The organism is Kitasatospora sp. NPDC048194 (genome assembly GCF_043202455.1).
In the GTDB taxonomy this organism is placed as follows: domain Bacteria; phylum Actinomycetota; class Actinomycetes; order Streptomycetales; family Streptomycetaceae; genus Kitasatospora.
Genome location: NZ_JBIDAK010000030.1, coordinates 64,947 through 86,014, shown reverse-complemented (window position 1 = coordinate 86,014; position 21,068 = coordinate 64,947). Strand labels below are relative to the sequence as shown.

Genomic DNA, 21,068 nt, shown 5'->3' with positions numbered 1-21,068 from the left:
ATGGCCATGTCCATGATCTTGTGGATCTTCTGCGCGTGGGCCTCGCCCAGCGCACCGCCGAAGATCCGGAAGTCGTGGGCGTAGGTGAAGACGGTCCGCCCGTGCACGGTGCCCCAGCCGACCGCCACGCCGTCGGTGTACGGCTTGCGGTCCTCCAGGCCGAAGCCCTGGGCGCGGTGCCGGCGCAGCGGCTCCAACTCCTGGAAGGTCCCGGGGTCGAAGAGCAGGTCGATCCGCTCGCGGACCGTCAGTTTCCCCTTGCCGTGCTGGGCCCCGGTGGCCCGCGGATCCCCGGAGCGGATGCCGGCCCGCAGGCCCTTCAGCTCCTCGACCCGGTCACGCATGGTGGACGCGGTGGGCACGGTATCCGGCACCGGCCATCCCCCCTCTGAACGCTCGACGGTGGACCGACCGTAGGCGGGGCGCGGCCCGGGCGGCCACGGTTCGCTCGCCGGGCGTCCGAAAGCTGAACCACCCGTGCCGGACGGCGGGCGGGGCACCGGCCCGCTGGCCACAAGCTGCCAAGGCGCGGGTGCGAACGGGGGTGACGGTGCGATGCTGCAGCCTCACCCCCCGCGATCGCGAACTTCGGTCGCGTACCACCCATCGGTTCGGATCGCCCGCTCGGCATCACCCCGGTGCCGGGGCTTCGAATGTCTAGGAGTGTCATGTTCACACGGATCGGGCGGTTCGTCGTCCGTCGGCCATGGCTGGTCATCGCAGCCTGGCTGGTCGCGGCGGTCGCGCTGACCGCGCTCGCGCCCAAACTCAAGTCGACCACCGACCAGGCCGAGTTCCTGCCCTCGCACTACGAGTCGGTCCAGGTGGCCGAGGTCCAGAAGCGGGCCTTCCCCGGGCCGGACCAGCCTGCCGCGATCGCGGTCTTCAAGCGGTCCGACGGCGGCGTGCTCACCGACGGGGACAAGGCCGACCTCTCGAAGATCGCCTCCAGTCTGGAGGCCAAGCAGTACGCCCACCTCAAGAAGGTCCAGACCGACCCGAGTGCGGTCTCCCCCGACGGGAAGATCGGCCTGGCGAACGTCTTCGCCGACATCAAGGATGCCTACGACGACTCCGTCGTCAACGACGTCAAGCAGCTGCGCATCGACGTCAAGGAACTCCTGAACGGCACCAGCCTCAAGGTCGGCGTCACGGGCGACGCCGCCACCGCGCTGGACTCGCAGGACTCCGGTAGCAACACCGACGGCATGATCATGATGGCGACCCTGCTGCTGATCATCATCCTGCTCGGCGTCATCTTCCGCAGTCCGCTGATCGCGCTGTTGCCGGTGGTCGTGATCGCACTGGTCTTCCTGACCGCAACGGGGCTGATCTCCACCGCCAGTTCGCTCTTCGGGCTCACCGCGGACTCCTCCGTCTCGACCATGCTGATCGTGGTCCTCTTCGGCGTCGGCACCGACTACCTGCTGTTCCTCCTGTTCCGTTACCGCGAGTTCCTGCGCGCCGGGATGGAACCGCGCCCCGCGATGGCCGAGGCCGTCGCCCGGGTCGGCGAGACCATCGCCTCCGCAGCCGGGGCGGTGGCGGTGGCCTTCCTCGCGCTGACACTGTCCACCATGGGCATGCTGCGCGCCATGGGCCCCTCCCTCGCCATCGCCGTCGGGGTCAGCATGGTCGCCGGCGTCACGCTGGTCCCGGCCGTGTTCGCCCTACTCGGCCGGGCCGCCTTCTGGCCCTCGAAGGCCTGGAAGCGCGAGCCGAAGAACGCCCTGGCGCAGAAGGTGGGCGGGCTGACGGCCCGTCGACCGGGGCTGGTCGCCGCGGTCTCCGGTGGTCTGCTGGTGGTGCTCGCGATCGGCGCCCTCGGGTTCAAGTCCGACTTCGACACCGGCGGCTCGCTGCCGAAGAACCTTGAGTCGGTGCAGGCGATGGACGACCTGCAGAGCGCCTTCTCCGCCGGACGGGCCCAGCCGACCCTGGTGTTCCTGGAGAGCACGGGCGGCGGCCAACTGGCCGAGGAGCAGCTGAGCGCCTACCACGACAAGCTCGCCGGAGTCGGCGGAGTCGCCCAGGTCTCCCCGGCCGTGCGGTCGGCCGACGGCACGGTCGCCCAGTTCAACGTCTCGCTGACCTACAAGCCGATGGAGGAGAAGGCGATCGACCTGGTCGACGGCGCCCTGCGCGACCAGGCGCACGCGGCCGCGCCGACCGGGAGCCGGGCCCTGGTCGGCGGCATGACCGCGGTCATGGCCGACATCCGAACCGCCACCGACCACGACTACACCGTGGTGTTCCCGGTCGCCGCAGTGGCCATCATGCTGATCCTCGGCCTGCTGCTGCGCAGTGTGGTCGCGCCGTGGTTCCTGATGCTCTCCGTCGGCCTCGGCTTCGTCGGCACCCTCGGCGCCACGGTCTGGCTCTTCCAGGGCATCAAGGGCGCCAACGGGGTCCTGTTCAGCCTGCCGATCCTGGTCTACCTCTTCGTGGTCGCGATCGGCACGGACTACAACATCCTCATGGTCGCCCGGCTGCGCGAGGAGGTCCGGGAGGGCAACGACCCCCGGGAGGCGATCAAGCACGCCGTGGCCCGGTCCGCGCCGACCATGGGCGCAGCCGCCGTCATCCTGGCCGGCACCTTCGGCGTCCTGATGCTCGCGGACAACTCGATGCTCCAGCAGATGGGTTTCGCGGTGGCGTTCGGCATCCTGCTCACCGCCTTCGTCATGGCGCTGTTCCTCGTTCCCGCCACCACCACCCTGCTCGGTCGCCGGGCCTGGTGGCCGGGTCTGAAGGACTCGGCGCCGGCCCCGGCGGGCGAGGAGCCCCTCCTGGTGGGTAGCAGCCGCACCAGGGGCTGACCCCGCTCGGCAACGGGAAGGGGCCGCCGGGTCGGAATTCCGACCCGGCGGCCCCTTCGTTCCACGGGCTCGGTGGTTCACGAGGTCCGGTGTTCGACCAGCCCCACCAGCCCGGCGAGCGCAGCTCGGGCCGGAACGTCCGGCAGGGCGGACAGCGCGTCGCGCGCGTCCGTCGCGTAGGAGTGCAGGAGCTCCCGGGCGCGTGCCTCGGCGGTGGAACTGCGCAGCAGTTCCACCGCCCGACGGCGGCCGTTCTCGTCCACGACCGGCCCGTCCTCCAGCAGTCGGCGCAGCTCGGCCGCACGCGGCCCGTCCTCGCTGAGCGCCAGCAGTACCGGCAGCGTCCGCACCCCGACCGCGAGGTCGATCCCGGCGTCCTTGCCGGATTCCGCCGGCTCGGCCGCGAAGTCGAGGAGATCGTCGGAGAGTTGGAAGACGATGCCGAGGTGCTCGCCGTACTCGGCCAGCGCCCGGACCGCTGGGGCGGGCACGCCGGCCACGGCACCGCCCAGGCGCAGCGCGAGGGAGATCAGCGACGCCGTCTTGTCGGCGATCACCGCGAAGTGATGGGTCAGCGGGGACTCCCCCACGGCCGGGCCGGTCAACTCCCGCAGCTGTCCCTGGACCAGGCGTTCGGCCGCGCCGCCCTGCAACCTGACCACCTCGCCGCCCAGGTCCGCGGCGAGCCGGGCGGCCCTGATCAGCAGCCGGTTGCCGAGCTGCACGGCGGTCCGGTTGCCCCAGCGGGCCGGAGCGCTCGGTACGCCGTGCCGGCTGCGCGCGCCGTCCATCACGTCGTCGTGGTGCAGCGACGCCACGTGTATCAGCTCCACCAGCGCGGCAGCGTCCTGGACCCGGTCCGACCGGTCCGCCGGGGCCGTCTCGCCGAACTCGGCGGCCAGCAGTACGAGCAGGGGGCGCAGCCGCTTCCCGCCGGCCTCGATCAGGTACCTCGACCACTGGGCGACCAGCGCGTCCGGTACGTCCGCGGCCACTTCCCGCAGTCGGGTCTCGGAGCGGGCCAGGCCGCGGTGCAGCCGGTCGACGAGCCCCCGGTCGGCCAGGTCCAGCCGGGCCACCAGGGAGTCCGGCAGGGGCTCGGCGGTCAGCGCGGTCATCGTTCCTCCGGGCGAAGCATCGGCGCGGTCGTTCGAACCCGACCCTAGGACCGTGCTCGCGCCATGCGGGGATCAGCCCGGGCAGGCTGGCAGCAAGCTGTCACCGGAGAAACGGCGGGCCCCGGTCCGCGTGGGGTCGGACCGGGGCCTGCGGGGTGCCGGCGGCCGAGCGGAGCCGCCGTCGGTGGTTCGCGCGTCAGGCGCCCATCGCCTCGATGAGGCTCTTCGGGCGCATGTCCGTCCAGTTGGTGTTGATGTAGTCGAGGCAGGACTCGCGGCTCTCCTGGCCGTGCACGACGGTCCAGCCGGCCGGGATCTCGGCGAAGGCCGGCCACAGCGAGTGCTGGTTCTCCTCGTTGACGAGGACGTAGTAGGAGGCGTTGTCGTCCTCGAACGGGTTGGTCGCCATGATCGATCGGGCTCCTGTCGGTTGGTTGTTGTGCGGTCGGAACGGACCGGCGTCGGATGACGTCGGCACAGGTCGGTCAGCGGGCGGTCGCCGCGGCGGCCGCCATGCGGTGGCGCACTGCGGAGACGAACCCGGGCAACCGGTCGATCCCCCAGAAGCGCTGGTAGCCGTCGATGAAGTACGGCACCCCGAACACCCCGTCGCGGTAGGGGGCGTCGAGCGCCTCCAGGCCCCGGGCACGCACTTCCGGGTCCTGCCACGCGGTGCCCACCGCGGCGGGGTCGAGGCCCGCCCGCGCGCCGATGTCGGCGACGACCTTCGGGGAGGAGATGTCGAGTCCCTCCTCCCACCTGGCGCGGTAGGTCTCGTCGATGAACTGTCGGCCGCGGCCGTGCTCCCTGGCCACCAGGTAGGCCAGGTGCGAGACCTCCCAGTGGGGCGCACGGTCCACCGGCCAGACCATCCGCAGGTCCCGCTCGACGGCCAGTCGGCGGATGTCCTGGAGCACGTAGAGGTACTTCTCCCGGGAGAGCTCCACGTAGGGCAGTTGCACCCCGGAGGACTCCAGATGGTCGTGCTGGGCGTCGTCCGGCTCCCAGAACGGCAGCCAGTCGATCGTTTCCGCGACGTCCGGGTAGCGTGTGATCAGATCCCGGTACGCCATCCACGAGTACGCGCTGCTGAACGAGAAGTACCAGCGCGGCGGCTTTCTTGCCATCACTGTCTCCAAGGAATTCGCAATGAACAGCCGGATGGATTTCTATCGATTTCCCGGCGGAGGGGACAAGGCGTTCTGCAGCTAACTGTCAGAAACGGGTTTGCCGGTCAGGCCGGCCCGGTGTCGAGCCCGGCGGCCGCGTCGATGAGCAGACCTCCGTACTGCCGGCCCGGAGCGCGGGACATCAGGGTGACCGGTCCGTCCAGTACCAGAGCGGCCACGACCTGCCCGGCCGGGCCGCGCACGGGCACGGCGGCCGCGCCGAAGCCCAGCTCGCCGGTTCCGAGGCTCTGTGCCCAGCCCTGGCGGCGCACCTTGGCCAGGGTCACCATGCCGAAGGCGGCGCCCCGGATCGACCGGGCGATCTCCTGCGGGTCCTCCCAGGCCAGCAGCGCCTGGGCGCCGGCACCGGCCTTCATCGGAAGCGCCACGCCCTCCGCCGACCTGACCCGCCGCCCCGTCCCCGGGCCCTCCGCCGCGGCCACGCAGACCCGCAGGCCGCCGTGGCGCCGGTAGAGCCGGGCGCTCGCCCCGGTGCGCAACCGCAGCTCCGCCAGCACGTGGCCGGCGCTCCGCGCCAACCGGTCCCGGCCGGCCTCCTCGGCCAGCTCGCCGATCCGCGGGCCGATCAGGAACCGTCCCTGGGCGTCCCGGGTCAGCAGGCGGATGTTCTCCAGGGCGAGTGCGAGCCGGTGCACGGTCGCCCTGGACAGACCGGTGACCTCGCTCAGCGTCCGCAACGATGCCGGGCCGTCGGCCAGCACGCCGAGCAGCAGCGAGGTCTTGTCCAGGACGCCGACGCCGCTGCCCGACTCCGAGGTCAGGGTGGCCATCGCGCTACGCGATCCGGGCGGCGAGATCGCGCAGCAGCGCGTCCCGCTGGTCCGCCAGGTAGAAGTGGCCTCCCGGGAAGACCGTCAGGTCGAAGGAGGCGGTGGTCACGTCCGCCCAGGCGGCCAGGTCGGCCGGGGTGATCTCGTCGCGGTCGCCGACGTAGCCGACCACGGGACAGCTCACCGGGTGGGCCGGCCTCGCGTGGTACGTGCCGACGAGTTCGAAGTCGGCCCGGAGCGCGGGCATCACCAGGTCGTACAGGTCCGGGTCGTCGAGCAGTTGGGCCTCGGTGCCGCCGAGTCTGAGCACCTCCTCGATCACCGCCTCGTCACCGCCGAGGTGGGTGGGCTTCGGCGTCACCCGGTGCGGCGCCTTCCGCGCCGACACGTACAAGCCGGCCGGACGGACGCCGTGCTCCCGCTCCAGCTTCAGCGCGACCTCGTAGCCGAGCGAGGCGCCCATGCTGTGACCGAACAGGTGCACCGGGAGGTCGAGGAACGGGATCAGCGCCTCGGTGACCGCGTCGGCGAGCTCTCCCATGCCGGTGATGCTGTCCTCGGCGATCCGCTCCTGCCGACCCGGGTAGCGGGCCGCCAGCACCTCGACCCCGCCGCCGAAGCGGTCCGCCCAGCCGTGGAAGGCACTGGCGGTGCCGCCCGCGTGGGGCAGGCAGACCAGCCGTTTGGCGGTCCTGCTGCCGACCGGCGGGTAGCGCCGGAACCACCGGCTGTCGACTGCGCTCTCGATCATCTCTCCCTCTCCTGTCCGTACGTCATCCCCGTGCCCTCGACACCGCCGGTCCGACGGCCCCGAGGGCCAGCGGGCCGTCGACGGAGAGCGCCTCGACCGCCGGAGCGATGCGGCGGGCCATGCCGGCCAGCGTGCGGCCGGGACCCAGCTCGATCAGCCGCGTGCAGGCGAGCGGACCGACCAACGTCCGCACGCCCTCCTCCCACAGCACCGGGGCGATGAGTTGCCGCTCCATCAGGTCCGGCCAGTCGGCGCCGCAGACGTGCGGGCGGGCGTCCACGTTGGCGACGACCGGGCTGTGCTGTGCGGCGAACTCGACGCCCGACAGCGCGGCCCTCAGCCGCGAGGCGGCGGACGCCATGAACGGGCTGTGGAAGGCCCCGCCGACCGGGACGCTGATCAGCTTCGCGCCGATCCCGGGCGCCTCGGCGGCCGCTGCCGCCACCCCGTCCGCGGAGCCGGAAAGCACCACCTGCCCGGGGGCGTTCACGTTCGCCACCCAGACCCGGTGTCCGGCTGCACGGGCGTCGGCGGCCAGTGCCTCGACGGCCGGCAGCGGCGCCCCGACGAGCACTCCCATGGTGCCGTTCGACGATTCGGCCGCCTCCCGCATGGCACGACCGCGCACGGCGACCAGCCCGGCCGCGTCGGCGAGTCCGAGTGCCCCCGCGGCCACCAGCGCGGCGAACTCGCCCAAGCTGTGGCCGGCGTAGGCGGCGACCGGCGCCTCGGACAGCAGTCCGTGCCGGAGCGCCTCGTCGTGGGCCATCATGTCGACCGTGAACACCGCCAGCTGGGCCAGGTCGGTACGGCGGAGCAGCGCACCGTCGGTGCGCAGGAGCAGTTCCTCGATGTCCTCGCCGGACTGCTCGGAGACCGTACCGACGAGCGACCAGGCCTCGGTATCCCGCCAGGGCGCGCCCATGCCCTGCTTCTGGGTGCCCTGCCCGGGGAACAGCAACGCGATCGGTTCGAGGGTCATGGCCCACACCTTCCAGCCGGCGGATCACCGAGTCGTCCGGGGTCGGGGCGGAGCCGGTCCCACCGGGGGCGCGGGGCCGGCTCCGCCGCGTGCCGAGTTCTATCGGGCGTTCCCGAACGGCGACAACGTCCGTTTCAGGAAGCTGCCACCGCCCGGCCGTGCCCCTGTGCTGCGGGATCAGGCGGTCCGGCGGCCCTGGTCCAGGGTGCGCCCCGTGGTCAGCAGCCCGAGCTCGACGGCCCTGGCGCCCGCCTGGAACCGGGAGTTCGCCCCGAGCATCTCCATGATGTCGGCGACGTACCGGCGATAGGTGCGGACCGAGACCGAGAGGTCCCGGGCCGCGACCTCGTCGGTCACACCGGCGTTCAGCCGGTCGAGGATGCGCTCGGCGAATTCCTTGCGGGCCGTCGTGGCGAAGTCGGGCCGGTCCTCGATCGGAACGGCCCGCCGCCAGACCCCCGCGAACAGGTTGTGCAGGGTGCGGATCACCGAGTGGTCCCGGATCACCGCGGCCCGCCGGCTGCCCGTCACCAGGTCCGCACAGGCGAGGACGACCTGGTGGTCCACCATGATGGTCTCGGTCCAGGGGAGTTCGCACACCCGCGCCTCCAGGTGGCAGCCTGCAAGGCGTTGCTCCCGGACGAACTCGCGGTCCAGTGTCTCCGGCACGCACAGCAGCCGCACGGTGACCTCGTCGGCGCAGGAGTGGAGCATCTCCCTGAGCGCTCCGTAGATCGCCCCGGCCCTGAGCGCGTCGGAGGCGAGCACCACCTGCAGCCCGTGCCGGGTCCGCCCGATCAACCGGGCGGCCTCAGCGGAGAGTTCCTCCTCGTCCGGCGGAACCGCGGTGACGACGGCCGAGCGGGACACGAAGTCGCGGTGTCTGACCACGGTGTCCTCGATCAGGGCCTGGACCTCCAGCAGTCCCTGCTCAACCTCGTCCTCGAGCCGTCGGCCGTGCGGTGCCGGCGCCGGCATCCTGGACCGCTCCCCCATGTCCACCCCTATGACGTGCGACTCCGTCCACCGTCATGGAACAGCGCGACCGGCACGGAGTCCTACCGTGCTGTCAGCAAGCTGCGCGCCGGGGGCGGCCTCGGCGCCGGCGTGCGCACCGATCGGCGACCGTCCGTGCGCGCGCACCCACGAGGGGTGGCGCGGCGGCTCGCCAGGCCCGTCCGGTTGACCGATTCCGGCCATGACAGATAGCGGTCAGCCCTCGGATCGCCGGTCCCGACAGGCATTACGTTCGGGTCAGCCTTTCGAGGGAGGAATATTCCGTGGACAGCACCGAGCTCACGGACGAGCCCGAACACGGCGTGTACGACCGGATCATGACGATGATGTCTTCGTCCGGGACGCCGTTTCGTCTGATTCACCACCGACCGGAAGGACGCACCGCCGAAGCCAGTGAAGTGCGCGGGCATTCGCTGCGGCAGGCCGCGAAGTGCATCGTGGTCCGTACCAGGACCGCCGGGCGCCCGCCCCGGCACAGTGTCGTCGTCGTGCCCGGTGACCACCGGGTCGATCTGGAGGCCGTTGCCGGCCACCTCGGCGGCGACCGGACGGCGTTCGCGGACCGACGGACTGCGGAGCGGCTCACCCAGTGCCGCAGCGGAGCCATCGTTCCCTTCAGCTTCGACCGGGACCTCGGGCTGCTGGCTGATCCCATGCTGCTCGAACCCGAGGAGATCTTCTTCAACGCGGCCCGCCTCGACCGGTCACTGGCGATCGCTCCTGCGGACTGGGCCGACCTCGCGCGACCGCTGATCAGGCCGGTCGCGCAGCGCGATCCGGTGGCCGTCGGCTGATCGGTCCGACGAGCCCACGACGGAGCCCCGGTGGTGCGGCGATCCCGCACCACCGGGGCTTCGATCCGGGTCAGCGGGCGTCGGCCGCCAGTGCGGCCTCCTCCGCCACGGTCCACCCGTCCGCGTCCAGGAGCCGGCAGAGCGCCGATGCGGACTGCTGCTGCACGAGCAGCTCGACCAGGCCGCGGGGCCGGTCCATCGAGTGCTCGATCCGCACGTCCTCGATGTTCACCCCGATCTCTCCCACCGCGGTGAACAACCGTGCCAGCGCGCCCGGTTGGTCCGGTACCAGCACCGGCACGGTGGCCAGGTCGGTGAGCGGGGTACCCGACTTGTGGGCGACCCGCGCCCGCCCCCGACCACCGTGCCGCAGGATGTCGTCCAGAACGGCTGCAGCGTGCTCGCGCCGTGCCGCGTCGGTGCCGGCCAGGCCCCGCAACGCGGTGATGGTCCGGCGGAGGTCGGCTGCGTACTCGTCGAGGACGTCCGCGACGGCGGCGGCGTTGGCGTCCAGGATCTCGCCCCACAGGCCCGGGTCCCCGGCCGCGATGCGGGTGACGTCCCGCACCCCCGGCCCCGCGACCCGGATGCTGGACTCCCCCGCGTCCGCCAGTCGGGCGGCCATCAGGGACGAGACCAGGTGGGGAGCGTGCGAGACGAGCGCGACGGCGCGGTCGTGCGCAGCGGCGTCCATCACCACCGGCGTGCCGCCGCACAACGAGGCGAGTTCGAGGGCTCGGTTGAGCGTCTCCTGGCAGGTGTCCCGGGACGGGGTGAGCACCCACGGTCGCCCCTCGAACAGGTCCGCCCGCCCGGCCAGTGGCCCGGAACGCTCGGTGCCGGCCATCGGGTGCCCGCCGATGTACTTGGCGGAGTCCGCCCCGGCACGCGCCACCCCGTCGTGCGGCTGCGCCTTCACACTGGCGACATCGGTGTAGGCACGGGCCAGTCCCTCGAGTTGCGCCCGTGCCAGGACGGTGCCGACATGAGCGGGCGGTACGGCGAGGACGGCCAGGTCGACCGGCGCGTTCGGCGGAGCCAGCGATCCCGCACCCATGGCCTCGGCGGTTCGCGCCGCCGTCCGGTTCACGTCGTCCAGGTGCACCACCACGCCTTGCCGACTCAGCGCGAGGGCGATGGATGTGCCGATCGCGCCGGTCCCGATGACCGCCGCGCTCCTCATCGACCGGGTCCGTCGACCGCCGTACCCGTGGCTTCGGCAGCCACGAAACGCGCCAGCCTGGCGATGCCGTCCTCGACGTCCGCGCGGGTCAGGTAGCTGAAGGAGAGCCGCATGGTGTGCTCGCCTCCTCCCTGCGGATAGAAGTACGACATCGGGGTCCAGATCACGCCGTGCTCCTCGGCCGAGCGCAGCAGGGCGGCGTTGTCGGCCGCGAACGGCACCTTGACGGTGAGGAAGAACCCCCCGCTGGGGACGTTCCAGCTGAGGCCGAGGGCGCGTCGACGCTCCTGCGGGAAGTGCTTCTCCAGCTGCTCCAGCACGGTCGCCAAGACCTCTCCGTAGTGCTTGGCCGGGCCGGCGTTGAGCTCGGAGAGCCGCCCGTCCGCCGCCAGCAGCATCCCGGCCACCGCGGCCTGGGCGATCGGCGGGGTGTTCACCGTGACCATGCTCTTGATCTTGGCGAGTTCGTCGGCGAGCAGCCCGGTGGTGCCGGCGCCGTCCCGCACCGTCTGGTCCGCGACCACGAAGCCGATCCGCGCGCCCGGGAAGACCGACTTCGAGTACGAGCCGAGGTGGACGACCCGGCGGCCGGTGTCGAGCGCCTTGAGGGTGGGCAGCCGCTCACCGGTGCTGACCAGGCGGTAGGGGTTGTCCTCGATCACCAGCAGGTCGAGGCGTTCCGCGAGCGCGAGCAGCTCCTCGCGGGCCCGCCGGGGCATGGTGGTGCCGGACGGGTTGGAGTGGTCGGGCACCACGTAGAGCGCGCGGGGGCGGCGTCCGCGGGCCCGCTCCGCGCGGACGGCCGCCTCCACGGCCGCGCAGGACAGGCCGTCCGGCTCCTCCTCGATCGCGGTCACCGGGATGCCGAGCAGTGCGGCGGCGCCGGTGATCCCCACGTAGCAGGGGCTGGTGGCGAGCAGGACGTCCCCGGGGCCGGCGAACAGTGCCCGCAGGGTCAGGAACATCGCCTCCTGGCAGCCCACGGTGACGACGATCGAGGCGGGGTCGACGTCGATCCCCTCGTCCTTGCGCAGCGAGTCCGCGATCAGGCCGTTGATCAGCCCCGCGGTGGGGCCGTACTGGAACAGCTTGGTGCGGACGGCGTCGGGGCCGTCGCCCTGCTCGGCCAGGTGGTCGAGGTAGCGGCGGAGGTGGGCGAACAGCTGCTCGGTGTCGAAGAAGCCCTCGTACGGCCGGCCCGGGGCGAAGGAGACCGCCTCGGGGTAGCGGATGGTGACCTCGTTGAGGAAGTTCATGGTGTCCAGCACCGGGTCGCTGACGCTGGCGTGCAGCTCCTCCTTGCGCAGGACGCCCGCGGCCGCCGCCGGTGCGACCGGACGCGGCAGGGGGCCGACCGCCAGGCGGGGGCTCGGCGCGAGGAGCGCGGGGCCCGCGTCGGCGGGTGAGGGCGTGCCGGTGAGCAGCAGGGCGTCCTCCAACTCACCGACCAGGATGTCGAGCACGTCGGAGACTCCGGACTGCCCGGCCACCGCCAGCCCGTGCAGCACCGGGCGGCCCAGCAGCACGGCGTCGGCGCCGAGGGCCAGTGCCGTCAGCACGTCGGTGCCGCGCCGCACGCCGCCGTCCAGCAGCACCGGGCAGCGGCCGCCCGCGGCGCCGGAGACCTCCGCCAGCACCTCCAACGAGGCGTATCCGCCGTCGAGTTGGCGCCCGCCGTGGTTGGACACCACGAGGCCGTCCACCCCGGCGTCGACCGCGCGGGCGGCGTCCTCGGCCGTGGTGATCCCCTTGAGCAGGACGGGCAGGGCGGTGACCGACCGCAGCCAGGAGACGACCGACCAGTCCAGTGCCGGGTCCAGTTCGGTGCGCCCGTGGCCGCTGGGCGAGGAGTAGTCGGCCGGCGGCAGGTTGGCCGGGGCGATGCCCTCGGGCAGCCGGAAGTCGTTGCGCAGGTCGCGCAGCCGCCGCCCGAGCCGGGGCGCGTCGACGGTGAGGACGATCGCCTCGAACCCTGCCTGCTCGGCGCGTTCGATGAGCCGCCGGGTCGTCGAGCGGTCGCGGAAGCAGTAGACCTGCAGCCAGAGCGGCGCACCCGCCGCCGCGGCCAGCTTCTCGAAGGGCTGCCCGGCGAAGGTGCTCACCACGACGGGCAGTCCGGCCATGCCCGCCGCCTGCACGGTGGCGACCTCCCCCTCGGGGTGGACCATGGTGTGGTACGCCATCGGCGCAACCCCCACCGGGGCGGACCACCGGCGCCCGAGCACCGTGACCGAGGTGTCCACCTGGCTCAGGCCCGTCAGCACCCGGGTGCGCAGCAGTTGCCGGTCGAAGGCGAGGAGGTTTTCGGACAGCGTCCGCTCCTCCCCCGCGCCGCCCTGGATGAAGTCCCAGACCGGCGGGTCCAGGCGCTCGCGGGCCAGCGCGGCGTAGTCGTCCAGGGTCAGCGCCTGCGGAGTCCCGGTCCGCGCCTCGACGGCCGTCACGGGACGACCACCTTTGCCGATGGAGCCGGGAAATTGATGTCGTGTCCGCGCATGCTGAGTCCCCATCCACTATTCGGAAGCGATGTCGATTAGACGCCACGACTTCCGGTCAGGACGTCGCGTCGGGCTCGGCTCGGCAACTTGCTGACAGCCCGGCCGATGAGCCGTGCCAGACCGTCACCGCTTTCAACAATTTGCGGTGGCGGTGCGCCACCACCATGTCCGGGGAATGCTGTTACCGGAACCGGACGCTGGCGGACTCAGACCGCGCAGACGCCTTTCATGCTGTCTATCAACGTCAGGACCGCCTTCGCCGACGGGAGGATCATCCGCCCCTCGCGCGTGAGGTGCGCCCCGTTGGAATCCCGCGTGAACAGCTTCGTGCCCAGCATTTGTTCCAGGCACTTGATCTGGTAGCTGATCGCCGGCTGGGAATATCCCAGTTCCCTCGCCGCGTGGTCCATGCGACCGATCTCGGCCACGGACACGAAGGCTCGAAACTCCCGCTCATGCATAGCTCCCCCTGTTTGTTCGGCGGGTCGCGGAGGCAACCGGACTCGTAATGTCCAGTCCATAACAGCCGATTCGAACTGGGTGGCGCAACAGCCGCTACAGGAAGCTGCAACGGGGTCGATCCGCACGGTCGCCCGGCCCGCTCGGGACGCCCCGCCCGGAGGTCGGAGGACGTCCCGGGGACGGCTCGTTCACAGGAAGCAGATCATCCGGTACTCGGACCAACTCTCGGCCGCGGCCTGCGCGCCGATCAACTCGACGCCCTCCAGGAGTTGCTCGCCACCGGTCATTCCGCTCGCGAGCAGTCCCGGCTCCTCCGCCCGGACCCGGATGCCGGCGTCCAACAGTGCTCGGACGTCGCGGCGGGGGTCGCTCAGCGTCTCCACCACGCGGTCGCCGAAACGCAGCGGCGCCACCCTCGCGGCCCTGGCCGCGTAGCTGACCGCCTGCCCTCGCAGCAGGATGTCCATTCCGCCCATCTGCCGGTGCAGCTCGCGCACCAGGTAGAGCGTGTCGACGAACTGCTTCTCGACGGCGCCACGGTAGCCACGGTCCACGATCGCCAGTACCTGTGCCTGTCCCGCCATCTCAGATCACCCCGATCAGTACCGTCTTGCCCGTGGCCGCCAGGTTGGCCGCGTAGGCGTGCGGCGCTCGCATGGCGATCTCCGGCAGGTGGTCGGTCGCCCCCCGGTCATCGCTGCAGAACCGGCAGCCGTACCAGTAGAGCTGGTCGGGGAACGCCCGGAGCATCTCCTGGACGATCGTGGCGGTGCTCAGGTGGCGCGTCGACCAGTCCGCCAGATCGCGCGGCTTGAACTCGCCCAGCGACTGCTGGGTCAGCATCGTCGCGTAGCCGCACGCCCAGACCTGGACCCGTCCGCCCTGCTCCAGCATCGATTGGACCAGCCTCAACACGGTCGTGGTCAGATCGGTCCGGTGCGGCGCGCCCATGAAGGTCACCAGGACGTCGGTCGTGGGGATCCGGCGGGCCATCAGTGCCACACCGTCCGCACCTCGGGGTCGAGCACCAACCGGGCGATCGCGTCCATCTCGACCGGGACCGCGTCGGGACGGAGGGCGGCGCTGATCCCCCGCTGGTCCACCGAGAAGCGGTCGACCAGCAGCCGGCCACCCGCCTCGACGAAGTCCGACAGCTCCGGACGGTGGCCGAGGGCCAACGACACCCCGCCCTGCACCAGGAACAGGGTCACCTCGTGCCCGCCACGCGCCTGGGCCACACCGTCGCCGACGAAGGCCAGAGCTTCCTCGGTCGCCGACTCCTGGCTCTCTACCAGGAGGTACCGCAGCGCCTCCCGGCGGAGGACTCTGCTCATGCGGATGCATCCCCTCTGTGGTCACCGCCCGTCGGGGCTGGTTCTGCCGCCAGCCCGGGCGGCCGCACGGGCGCCGTTGCGAGTGCGGCACTGCCGGTGATCCTCGCAAGCCTCACGGGCGCCGCGGTCCGCCTGCGCGTGTTCTGACAGGAAGGTGACAGCGCAAGCCCCAGCACCCTCATCGCGGCTCGACCGGAATCGCCCCGAACGTGCTCCACCCGACTCCGTGGGCCGCCCGGCGCCGGTAGGCCACCGGCCGCAACGGCCGGCTGGCATCTACCGGTCACCCGCACCGCCGTTCCGCTCGGCTCCCACCGGCCGTTCGTAGGCTTGGCCGTCCGTTCGCATCCGGTTCAGCTCAGGGGGTCGGCCACACGTGAAGACGGCCATCGTGCTCGCGGTCGGCTGCGTCACCATCACCGCGACGATCGGGGGCTTCTCCGCCGGAGCCCGCCTGCTGCTGGGACTTCGGATCGGCCGCATCCGCGCTGCAGTGACCGGCAGCTTCGGCCTGTTCGCGACGATAGTCTTCAGCCGAACCGTGCACTCCGCCGACCGCGGCGCGCTCCTCACGGTCGAGATCGGTTCGGTGCTCCTCCTGACCATGGGCTTCCTCGCCGTCTCCGAAGTGGTCCTGCCCAGCGGCTCCTGGCCGTCGATGCTGCGACTCCCCCGGGCACTGCAGCGGCGCATCGCCCGGGCCCGCCGCTACTCCCAGCTGAGCGCGATCGCCTACCGGCACGGCCTGGGTCGGCTGCTGCGCAGCGCGGGCCGGGCCTCGGCCCCCGGGCCCGCCGGCCACCACGAACTGGCCCGTTCGCTCCGCCGGGCACTGGAGGAGGGCGGTGCGACGTTCGTCAAGCTCGGTCAAGTGCTGTCGACCCGGCACGACCTGCTGCCGCCCAGCTTCACCGACGAGCTGAGCAACCTCCAGCACCAGGCCACGCCCGCGCTCTGGGAGGAGGTGGCCGAGCAGTTGCGCCAGGAGTTCCACCGGCCGCTCGACGCGGTGTTCGCGCGGTTCGACCCGGTGCCGCTGGCGGCCGGATCCATCGCGCAGGTGCACCGGGCCCGGCTGCACTCCGGTCAGGAGGTGGTGGTCAAGGTCCGCCGCCCCGGCTGCCGGCCGGTCGTCGAGCGGGACCTCGACATCCTGTGCAGTGTCGCCCGCAGGCTGGAGGAGCGGACCGCCTGGGGGCGGGCCGCCGGCGTCGAGGCGTTGGCCGTCGGTTTCGCCGACTCGGTCCTCGAGGAGCTGGACTTCCGGGTCGAAGCGCGGAACATGACCGCGGTCGCGGCCCGGAGCCGGGACGGGGAGGTGCTGATACCGCAGGTGTTCCCGGAGCTCTCCAGTGAGAAGGTCCTCGTCACGGAGTGGCTCGACGGCGAACCGCTCAGTGCGGCCGGGACGGGCCTCCGACACCCGGACGCGGATCCGATGCGCCTCGCCCGCACCATCCTCGACTGCGTCCTGCGGCAGATCATGGTCGGCGGGACCTTCCACGCGGACCCGCACCCGGGGAACATCCTGCTGCTCCGCGACGGCCGGCTCGCGATGCTCGACTTCGGCTCGGTCGGCCGGATCGACGGGCAGCTCCAGGCGAGGCTCCGCGACCTGCTCGTGGCCATCCGCCGCGCCGACGCGGCCGCGCTCTGCGACGCTCTGCTGGCACTGGCGAACCAGCCGGAGGAGATCGACCAGAAGGACCTCGAACGATCCCTCGGGCTCTTCCTGGCACGACATTTCGGGCCGGGGACGGCGCTCGACCGCACCGCTTTCAGCGACCTCTTCCGCCTGGTCACCGCCCACCGGCTGACCATTCCGAACAGCGTCGCGGCGGCGTTCCGCGCGCTCGCCACCCTGGAGGGCACGCTCACCCGGATCGCCCCCGACTTCGATCTGACGGCCGAGGCCAAGCAGTTCGCCTGGGTGCAGGTCACCGAGTCGGCCTCGCCGCCCAAACTGGCGGTCACCGCCGCCGACGAGTTGCTCGACATCCTGCTCATCGCCCGCAGGCTGCCCCGTCGGCTGGACCGGATCACCAGCGCGATCGAGCAGGGCAGGCTGAGCATGAACATCCGGCTGCTCGGGAACCGCCATGACCGCGGCTTCCTGCAGACGCTGGTCCACGAAGTCATCCTGACCGCCCTCGGGGCGACGACCGGGGTGATGGCGGTCATCCTGCTCAGCACGGCCCGGGGCCCTCGGATCACCTCGTCGATCACCCTGTTCGAGGTCATCGGCTACAACCTGCTGGTGGTCAGCGCCATCCTGATGGTCCGGGTGCTCTTCACCATCTTCCACGCCCGCCGGCGGTAGCCGGGGGCCCCGTCCACCGCCGGTGCGGCTGGAACCCGCCGCGCCCGCTACGCCGCCGCGCGCACGCTCGCCAGGAAGCCGGCCAGGCGGTCCGAGCCCCAGTAGCGGTCCGGCCCGTGGATGAAGAACGGCACCCCGAACACGCCGTCGCGGCCGAGGGTGCGCAGCGCCTCGACGCCGCGGGCGAGGATCGCCGGGTCGTCGACGGCGTTGCCGACGGCGTCCGGGTCGAGGCCGACCGCCGCGCCGGCCTCGGCGACGACGGACCGCTCGGAGATGTCCAGGCCCTGTTCGAAGCGGGCCCGGTAGATCCGGGCGAGGTAGTCGCGGCCCCGGCCGGCGTCCTCGGCGACCAGCCAGCCGAGGTGGGCGACGTCCCAGTCGGGGGCGGTGTCGACGGGCCAGGCGACGGTCAGGCCCCGCTCGGCGGCGAGGCGTTTGACGTCCTGGAGGATGTAGAGGTGCTTCTCCTTCGACATCGGGACGTAGGGCAGCCGGACGTCCGTCCCGGCCAGGAGCCGGGCGGTCGCGCCGCCCGGCTCCCAGTAGGGGCGCCATTCGATCCGCTCCGCCACGTCGGGTGCGTTCTCGGTCAGCTCCCGGAAGGCCAGCCACGAGTAGGGGCTGCGCAGGGAGAAGTACCAGCGTGCCGGTTCGAGGGCCAACTCAGGCTCCTGGGACTCTAGATGGTGATGCCGCCGTCGATCTGCAGGACGGCGCCGGTGATGTAGCCGGCGCGCGGCGAGACCAGGTAGGCGACCAGGTCGGCGACCTCGTCGGCGGTGCCGAGGCGGCCCAGCGGCACCGACTCCAGCGCCTTGTCCTTCACGTTGTCGGTGAGGACCGAGGTCATGTCGGTGTCGATGAAGCCGGGGGCGACCACGTTGGCGCGGATGCCGTAGCGGCCGACCTCCTTCGCCAGCGCCCGGGAGAAGCCGATGATCCCGGCCTTGGAGGCGGAGTAGTTGGTCTGGGTGGCGTTGCCGTGGACGCCCGCGACGGAGGAGATGTTGACGATCGCCCCGCCCTTGCGTTTCATCATGCCGAACACGACGGCGCGGCAGGCGTTGTACACCCCGTCCAGGTTGGTGTCGAGCACCTGGTGCCACTCCTCGTCCTTCATCAGGACGAGCGGGTTGTCGCGGGTGATGCCGGCGGCGGTCACGGCGGCGTCGACGGGGCCGAGCTCCTGCTCGGTCTCCTCGACGAACCCGCGCACCGACGCGAGGTCGCGCACGTCGACCTTGCGGCCCAGCACCCGGACGCCGAGCTCCCGGACCTCCTTCTCCAGGAGGCGGGCCGCCTCCTCGTTGGACTGGTAGCAGAAGGCGACGTCGAAGCCGTCCTGGGCGAGGCGCAGCACGGTGGCGCGGCCGATGCCGCGCGAGCCGCCGGTGACCAGCGCCACCCGGGTGTCGTTCTCAGCCATGGCTCTCTCCAATGAGGGCGGGGTCGGGCCGGAGCTCGCCGGCCGGGCGGAAGGCCAGCACGGCGCTGTCGACGGTCAGCACGGGTGCGCCGTCGACGCGGCTCTCGCCGGCGATGATCAGGGTGTCGCCGAGCGTCCTGGTGATGGTCGCCCGGTGTTCCAGGACGTCCCCGGGCAGCACCGGCCCGTGGTAGCGCAGGCCGGTCACGGCGCCGAACAGCATGACCTTCCCGGTGAGCACGTCCGGGTTGGGGTCCTCCCAGGTGGCCAGCAGGCCGGCCGCCTGGCACCAGGACTCCATCAGCAGCACCTGCGGGTAGCCGAAGTCCTCCGCGCCCTCGGGCAGGTCCCGGTACCAGGGCTCGTTGCAGGTGACGGCCTTGACCGCGGTGATGCGCTCGCCCGGGACGACGTCGAGCACGCGGTCGACCAGCAGCATCGGGAAGCGGTGCGGCAGGGCCCGCCGGATCTCCGGCTGCCCGGCGCGGGCGGTTCGGTCCGGGCCCGTCACGATTCCTCCCCCGTGGTGAAGCGCACGCGCACCCGGGCCGCCGCCGCGCGGGCGGTGGCGACCTCGGCGGTGCAGGTCCAGCCCGCGGCGCCCGCGCGCCAGGTCAGCTCGACGCTCAGTTCGTCCCCCGGGAAGACCGGGCTCAGGAAGCGCGTCGACTCCACTTCGTCCATCGTCAGCGGTCCCGCGCCGGGCGGCGGCGCGGCCAGCGCGCTGAGCCGTACGCACTCGATCACGCAGACTCCGGGGAAGATCGGGAAGCCCGGGTAGTGGCCGGGCAGCACCGGCTCGTCCGCCCCGATCACGACGCCGGTGGCCGCGGCCGTCCGGCCCCGGGCGTCGGGCGCCGGGGGCCGGACCAACCGCACCGCCGCGGTGACGGGGCTGACCGCCGCGGTGGCGGGACTGACCGCCGCGCTGACGGGGCTCACCGCTCGCGGCCGGCTCACGCCGACCGGAGCTTCTCGGCGAGCACCTCGTGGGCGCCGGCCAGCGAGGTGATGCGGGGGAACGCGCTCTCCTCCAGCCGCAGGCCGTACTTCTTCTCCAGGGCGACCACCACCTCCAGCGCCAGCAGGGAGTCGACCTCCAGGTCCTCGACGAAGCGCGTGTCGTCGCCGACCTCGGTGACGTCCACGTCGAGGACCCGGGCGATCGCCGCGCGCAGGTCCTCCTTGTCCAGCACGGCCGCGGCCGAGGCCTCCTGGGTCGTCATGGCGGTGTTCCTTCCGTGGGTTGGGGGATTCGTGCTCAGCGCAGGCGGATCAGCGCGCAGCCGACCGCGCCGTCGCGGTCGACCGAGGTGACCAGGGCGACCCGGCCCGCGGCCGAGGGGTCGTCCTCGGCGTGCACCAGGACGCCGGCCACCTGGAAGGCCGCCGACGCGGCCACCGTGTCGCCGAGCAGGGCGGTCTGGGTGAGGCGCCGCGGGTCGGCACCGGCGGTGGCCGCCTCGACCACAGCCCGTTCCTGCTCGCCCAGCGGTCCGGGCAGTTCGCTGGTGGACACCGCCCACAGCTCCTCCGGCCGCACCTGCGCGCGGCGCAGCGCGCCCTCCAGGCAGGAGGACAGGGCCGTGCGGACGTCCCCGTCCAGGGCGATGCCCATCCGGACGGCGAGGAGCTCGGCCAGGACCGACTGGTCCGGGTCGTCCGCGTCCGCGCGTTCGAGCAGCAGCAGGCCGCAGCCCTCGCCGGCCGGCTGGGCCGCGCCGTCGGCCCGCGGGTCGTGGGAGTGGGCGTCCAGCCAGGAGCGGGCGTGCGAGAACTCCTCGACGGCGCCGCACAGCACGGTCCGCGCCCGGCCGAACTGCAGCAGCCGGCGGGAGTAGTTGAGGGCGTACAGGCCGGCCGCGTGGCCGCCGGCGATGGTGGTGTTGGCGCCCTTGAGCTGGTGCCAGATCGCGCTCTGGCCGGCGGCGCAGTTCATCACGGCGTTCGGGAACCGCGCCGGGTCCACGAAGTACGGCTTCTCACCGGTGAACGAGTCCCGGGTGAAGTCCATCTGGCTCTGCACGCTGCCGATGGTCGTGCCGAGCACCAGCGCGGAGTCCTCGCCGGTGGCGACCCGCCGGTTGCGCGGCGCGTCGTCGAGCAGCCGGCCGACCGTGGTGACGGCGAGGCCGGTGGCCCGGTCCATCGACCGGGTGCCCTTCTTGCCGAGCACCGTGCGGATGTCGAAGTCCGGTACCAGGCAGGCGGTGGCGGCGGGGGCCTGCCAGGGCTCGCGGTCCAGCGGCGCCTCGGCCGCCCGGCGTTCCCGCAGCCCCTCGGCGAACGCCGCCCGGCCGATGCCGAACGGCGACACCGCCGACCAGGCCGTGATGACCGTACGGTTCTCAAGTGTCGGGGTCGTACTCATATCCACTCCGTTGCTCTCCGCGGATTCGCC

The 21,068-nt window shown here is 72.3% G+C and carries 23 protein-coding genes; 3 read left to right on the top strand and 20 right to left on the bottom strand.

Annotated elements, in window-relative coordinates:
• On the bottom strand, window positions 1-344 hold a 344-nt coding region (locus ACGF07_RS28440; protein ID WP_392903261.1), incomplete at its 3' end, for a carboxyl transferase domain-containing protein.
• A 324-nt stretch (window positions 345-668) separates the two neighbouring features.
• On the opposite strand from ACGF07_RS28440, the gene ACGF07_RS28435 reads away from it, so the two are divergent.
• On the top strand, window positions 669-2,819 hold the full coding sequence (locus ACGF07_RS28435) for an MMPL family transporter (RefSeq protein WP_392903257.1): 2,151 nt from the start codon (window positions 669-671) through the stop codon (window positions 2,817-2,819).
• Window positions 2,820-2,896: 77 nt separating this feature from the next.
• On the opposite strand, the gene ACGF07_RS28430 is transcribed toward ACGF07_RS28435, so the two are convergent.
• The 7 genes from ACGF07_RS28430 to ACGF07_RS28400 form a co-directional block, all read right to left on the bottom strand.
• A complete protein-coding gene (locus tag ACGF07_RS28430) occupies window positions 2,897-3,937 on the bottom strand; it encodes a polyprenyl synthetase family protein (RefSeq protein ID WP_392903255.1) in 1,041 nt (346 codons plus the stop codon).
• 196 nt (window positions 3,938-4,133) lie between these two features.
• Window positions 4,134-4,346: an MbtH family protein gene (locus ACGF07_RS28425; protein WP_350749686.1), complete on the bottom strand. Its 213-nt coding sequence runs from the start codon at window positions 4,344-4,346 to the stop codon at window positions 4,134-4,136.
• Between the two features lie 76 nt (window positions 4,347-4,422).
• A complete protein-coding gene (locus ACGF07_RS28420) occupies window positions 4,423-5,064 on the bottom strand; it encodes a 2-hydroxychromene-2-carboxylate isomerase (protein ID WP_392903252.1) in 642 nt (213 codons plus the stop codon).
• Between the two features lie 107 nt (window positions 5,065-5,171).
• Entirely contained in the window at window positions 5,172-5,897 is a 726-nt protein-coding gene (locus tag ACGF07_RS28415) for an IclR family transcriptional regulator (RefSeq protein WP_392903250.1), read from the bottom strand.
• Between the two features lie 4 nt (window positions 5,898-5,901).
• Window positions 5,902-6,648 (bottom strand): thioesterase II family protein, encoded by a 747-nt coding sequence (locus ACGF07_RS28410; RefSeq protein WP_392903247.1) that lies wholly within the window; start codon window positions 6,646-6,648, stop codon window positions 5,902-5,904.
• A 22-nt stretch (window positions 6,649-6,670) separates the two neighbouring features.
• Window positions 6,671-7,630 carry an ACP S-malonyltransferase gene (locus tag ACGF07_RS28405; protein WP_392903245.1) on the bottom strand — a complete coding sequence of 320 codons (960 nt, stop codon included), beginning with the start codon at window positions 7,628-7,630 and terminating at the stop codon, window positions 6,671-6,673.
• A 177-nt stretch (window positions 7,631-7,807) separates the two neighbouring features.
• Window positions 7,808-8,608 carry a LuxR family transcriptional regulator gene (locus ACGF07_RS28400; protein WP_392903243.1) on the bottom strand — a complete coding sequence of 267 codons (801 nt, stop codon included), beginning with the start codon at window positions 8,606-8,608 and terminating at the stop codon, window positions 7,808-7,810.
• Window positions 8,609-8,910: 302 nt separating this feature from the next.
• Between ACGF07_RS28400 and ACGF07_RS28395 the strand changes: the two genes are divergently transcribed.
• Window positions 8,911-9,441: a YbaK/EbsC family protein gene (locus tag ACGF07_RS28395; RefSeq protein ID WP_350742204.1), complete on the top strand. Its 531-nt coding sequence runs from the start codon at window positions 8,911-8,913 to the stop codon at window positions 9,439-9,441.
• A gap of 70 nt (window positions 9,442-9,511) precedes the next feature.
• Here ACGF07_RS28395 and ACGF07_RS28390 read toward each other — a convergent pair whose 3' ends face one another.
• The 6 genes from ACGF07_RS28390 to ACGF07_RS28365 form a co-directional block, all read right to left on the bottom strand.
• Entirely contained in the window at window positions 9,512-10,624 is a 1,113-nt protein-coding gene (locus ACGF07_RS28390; RefSeq protein ID WP_350742206.1) for a prephenate dehydrogenase, read from the bottom strand.
• The gene (locus ACGF07_RS28385; protein ID WP_392903240.1) at window positions 10,621-13,068 is read right to left on the bottom strand and encodes an aminotransferase class I/II-fold pyridoxal phosphate-dependent enzyme; all 2,448 of its coding nucleotides are present in this window, start codon (window positions 13,066-13,068) and stop codon (window positions 10,621-10,623) included. Before ACGF07_RS28385 ends, ACGF07_RS28390 begins: the two co-directional genes overlap by 4 nt.
• Before the next feature lie 260 nt (window positions 13,069-13,328).
• On the bottom strand, window positions 13,329-13,583 hold the full coding sequence (locus tag ACGF07_RS28380) for a LysR family transcriptional regulator (protein ID WP_392903237.1): 255 nt from the start codon (window positions 13,581-13,583) through the stop codon (window positions 13,329-13,331).
• Window positions 13,584-13,772: 189 nt separating this feature from the next.
• Window positions 13,773-14,168: a hypothetical protein gene (locus ACGF07_RS28375; RefSeq protein ID WP_392903234.1), complete on the bottom strand. Its 396-nt coding sequence runs from the start codon at window positions 14,166-14,168 to the stop codon at window positions 13,773-13,775.
• Window position 14,169: 1 nt separating this feature from the next.
• A complete protein-coding gene (locus ACGF07_RS28370; RefSeq protein WP_350742248.1) occupies window positions 14,170-14,577 on the bottom strand; it encodes a hypothetical protein in 408 nt (135 codons plus the stop codon).
• Complete coding sequence (locus ACGF07_RS28365; RefSeq protein WP_350742214.1) at window positions 14,577-14,918, bottom strand: hypothetical protein; 342 nt, start codon at window positions 14,916-14,918, stop codon at window positions 14,577-14,579. Before ACGF07_RS28365 ends, ACGF07_RS28370 begins: the two co-directional genes overlap by 1 nt.
• A gap of 376 nt (window positions 14,919-15,294) precedes the next feature.
• Here ACGF07_RS28365 and ACGF07_RS28360 point away from each other — a divergent pair, with 376 nt between their 5' ends.
• Window positions 15,295-17,238 (top strand): ABC1 kinase family protein, encoded by a 1,944-nt coding sequence (locus tag ACGF07_RS28360; RefSeq protein WP_392903232.1) that lies wholly within the window; start codon window positions 15,295-15,297, stop codon window positions 17,236-17,238.
• Window positions 17,239-17,285: 47 nt separating this feature from the next.
• Here ACGF07_RS28360 and ACGF07_RS28355 read toward each other — a convergent pair whose 3' ends face one another.
• Genes ACGF07_RS28355 through ACGF07_RS28330 form a run of 6 tightly spaced genes read right to left on the bottom strand, consistent with a single transcriptional unit; the run spans window position 17,286 to window position 21,038 of the window.
• Complete coding sequence (locus tag ACGF07_RS28355) at window positions 17,286-17,903, bottom strand: DsbA family protein (protein WP_350742218.1); 618 nt, start codon at window positions 17,901-17,903, stop codon at window positions 17,286-17,288.
• 17 nt (window positions 17,904-17,920) lie between these two features.
• Window positions 17,921-18,667 (bottom strand): 3-oxoacyl-[acyl-carrier-protein] reductase, encoded by a 747-nt coding sequence (gene fabG, locus ACGF07_RS28350; protein ID WP_392903230.1) that lies wholly within the window; start codon window positions 18,665-18,667, stop codon window positions 17,921-17,923.
• Complete coding sequence (locus ACGF07_RS28345; RefSeq protein ID WP_350742222.1) at window positions 18,660-19,178, bottom strand: beta-hydroxyacyl-ACP dehydratase; 519 nt, start codon at window positions 19,176-19,178, stop codon at window positions 18,660-18,662. The genes fabG and ACGF07_RS28345 overlap by 8 nt, the downstream gene beginning before the upstream one ends.
• Complete coding sequence (locus tag ACGF07_RS28340; protein ID WP_392903228.1) at window positions 19,175-19,627, bottom strand: hypothetical protein; 453 nt, start codon at window positions 19,625-19,627, stop codon at window positions 19,175-19,177. Before ACGF07_RS28340 ends, ACGF07_RS28345 begins: the two co-directional genes overlap by 4 nt.
• Window positions 19,624-19,893: an acyl carrier protein gene (locus tag ACGF07_RS28335; protein WP_350742226.1), complete on the bottom strand. Its 270-nt coding sequence runs from the start codon at window positions 19,891-19,893 to the stop codon at window positions 19,624-19,626. Before ACGF07_RS28335 ends, ACGF07_RS28340 begins: the two co-directional genes overlap by 4 nt.
• A 35-nt stretch (window positions 19,894-19,928) precedes the next feature.
• Complete coding sequence (locus ACGF07_RS28330; protein ID WP_392903226.1) at window positions 19,929-21,038, bottom strand: beta-ketoacyl synthase N-terminal-like domain-containing protein; 1,110 nt, start codon at window positions 21,036-21,038, stop codon at window positions 19,929-19,931.
• Window positions 21,039-21,068 lie beyond the last annotated feature (30 nt).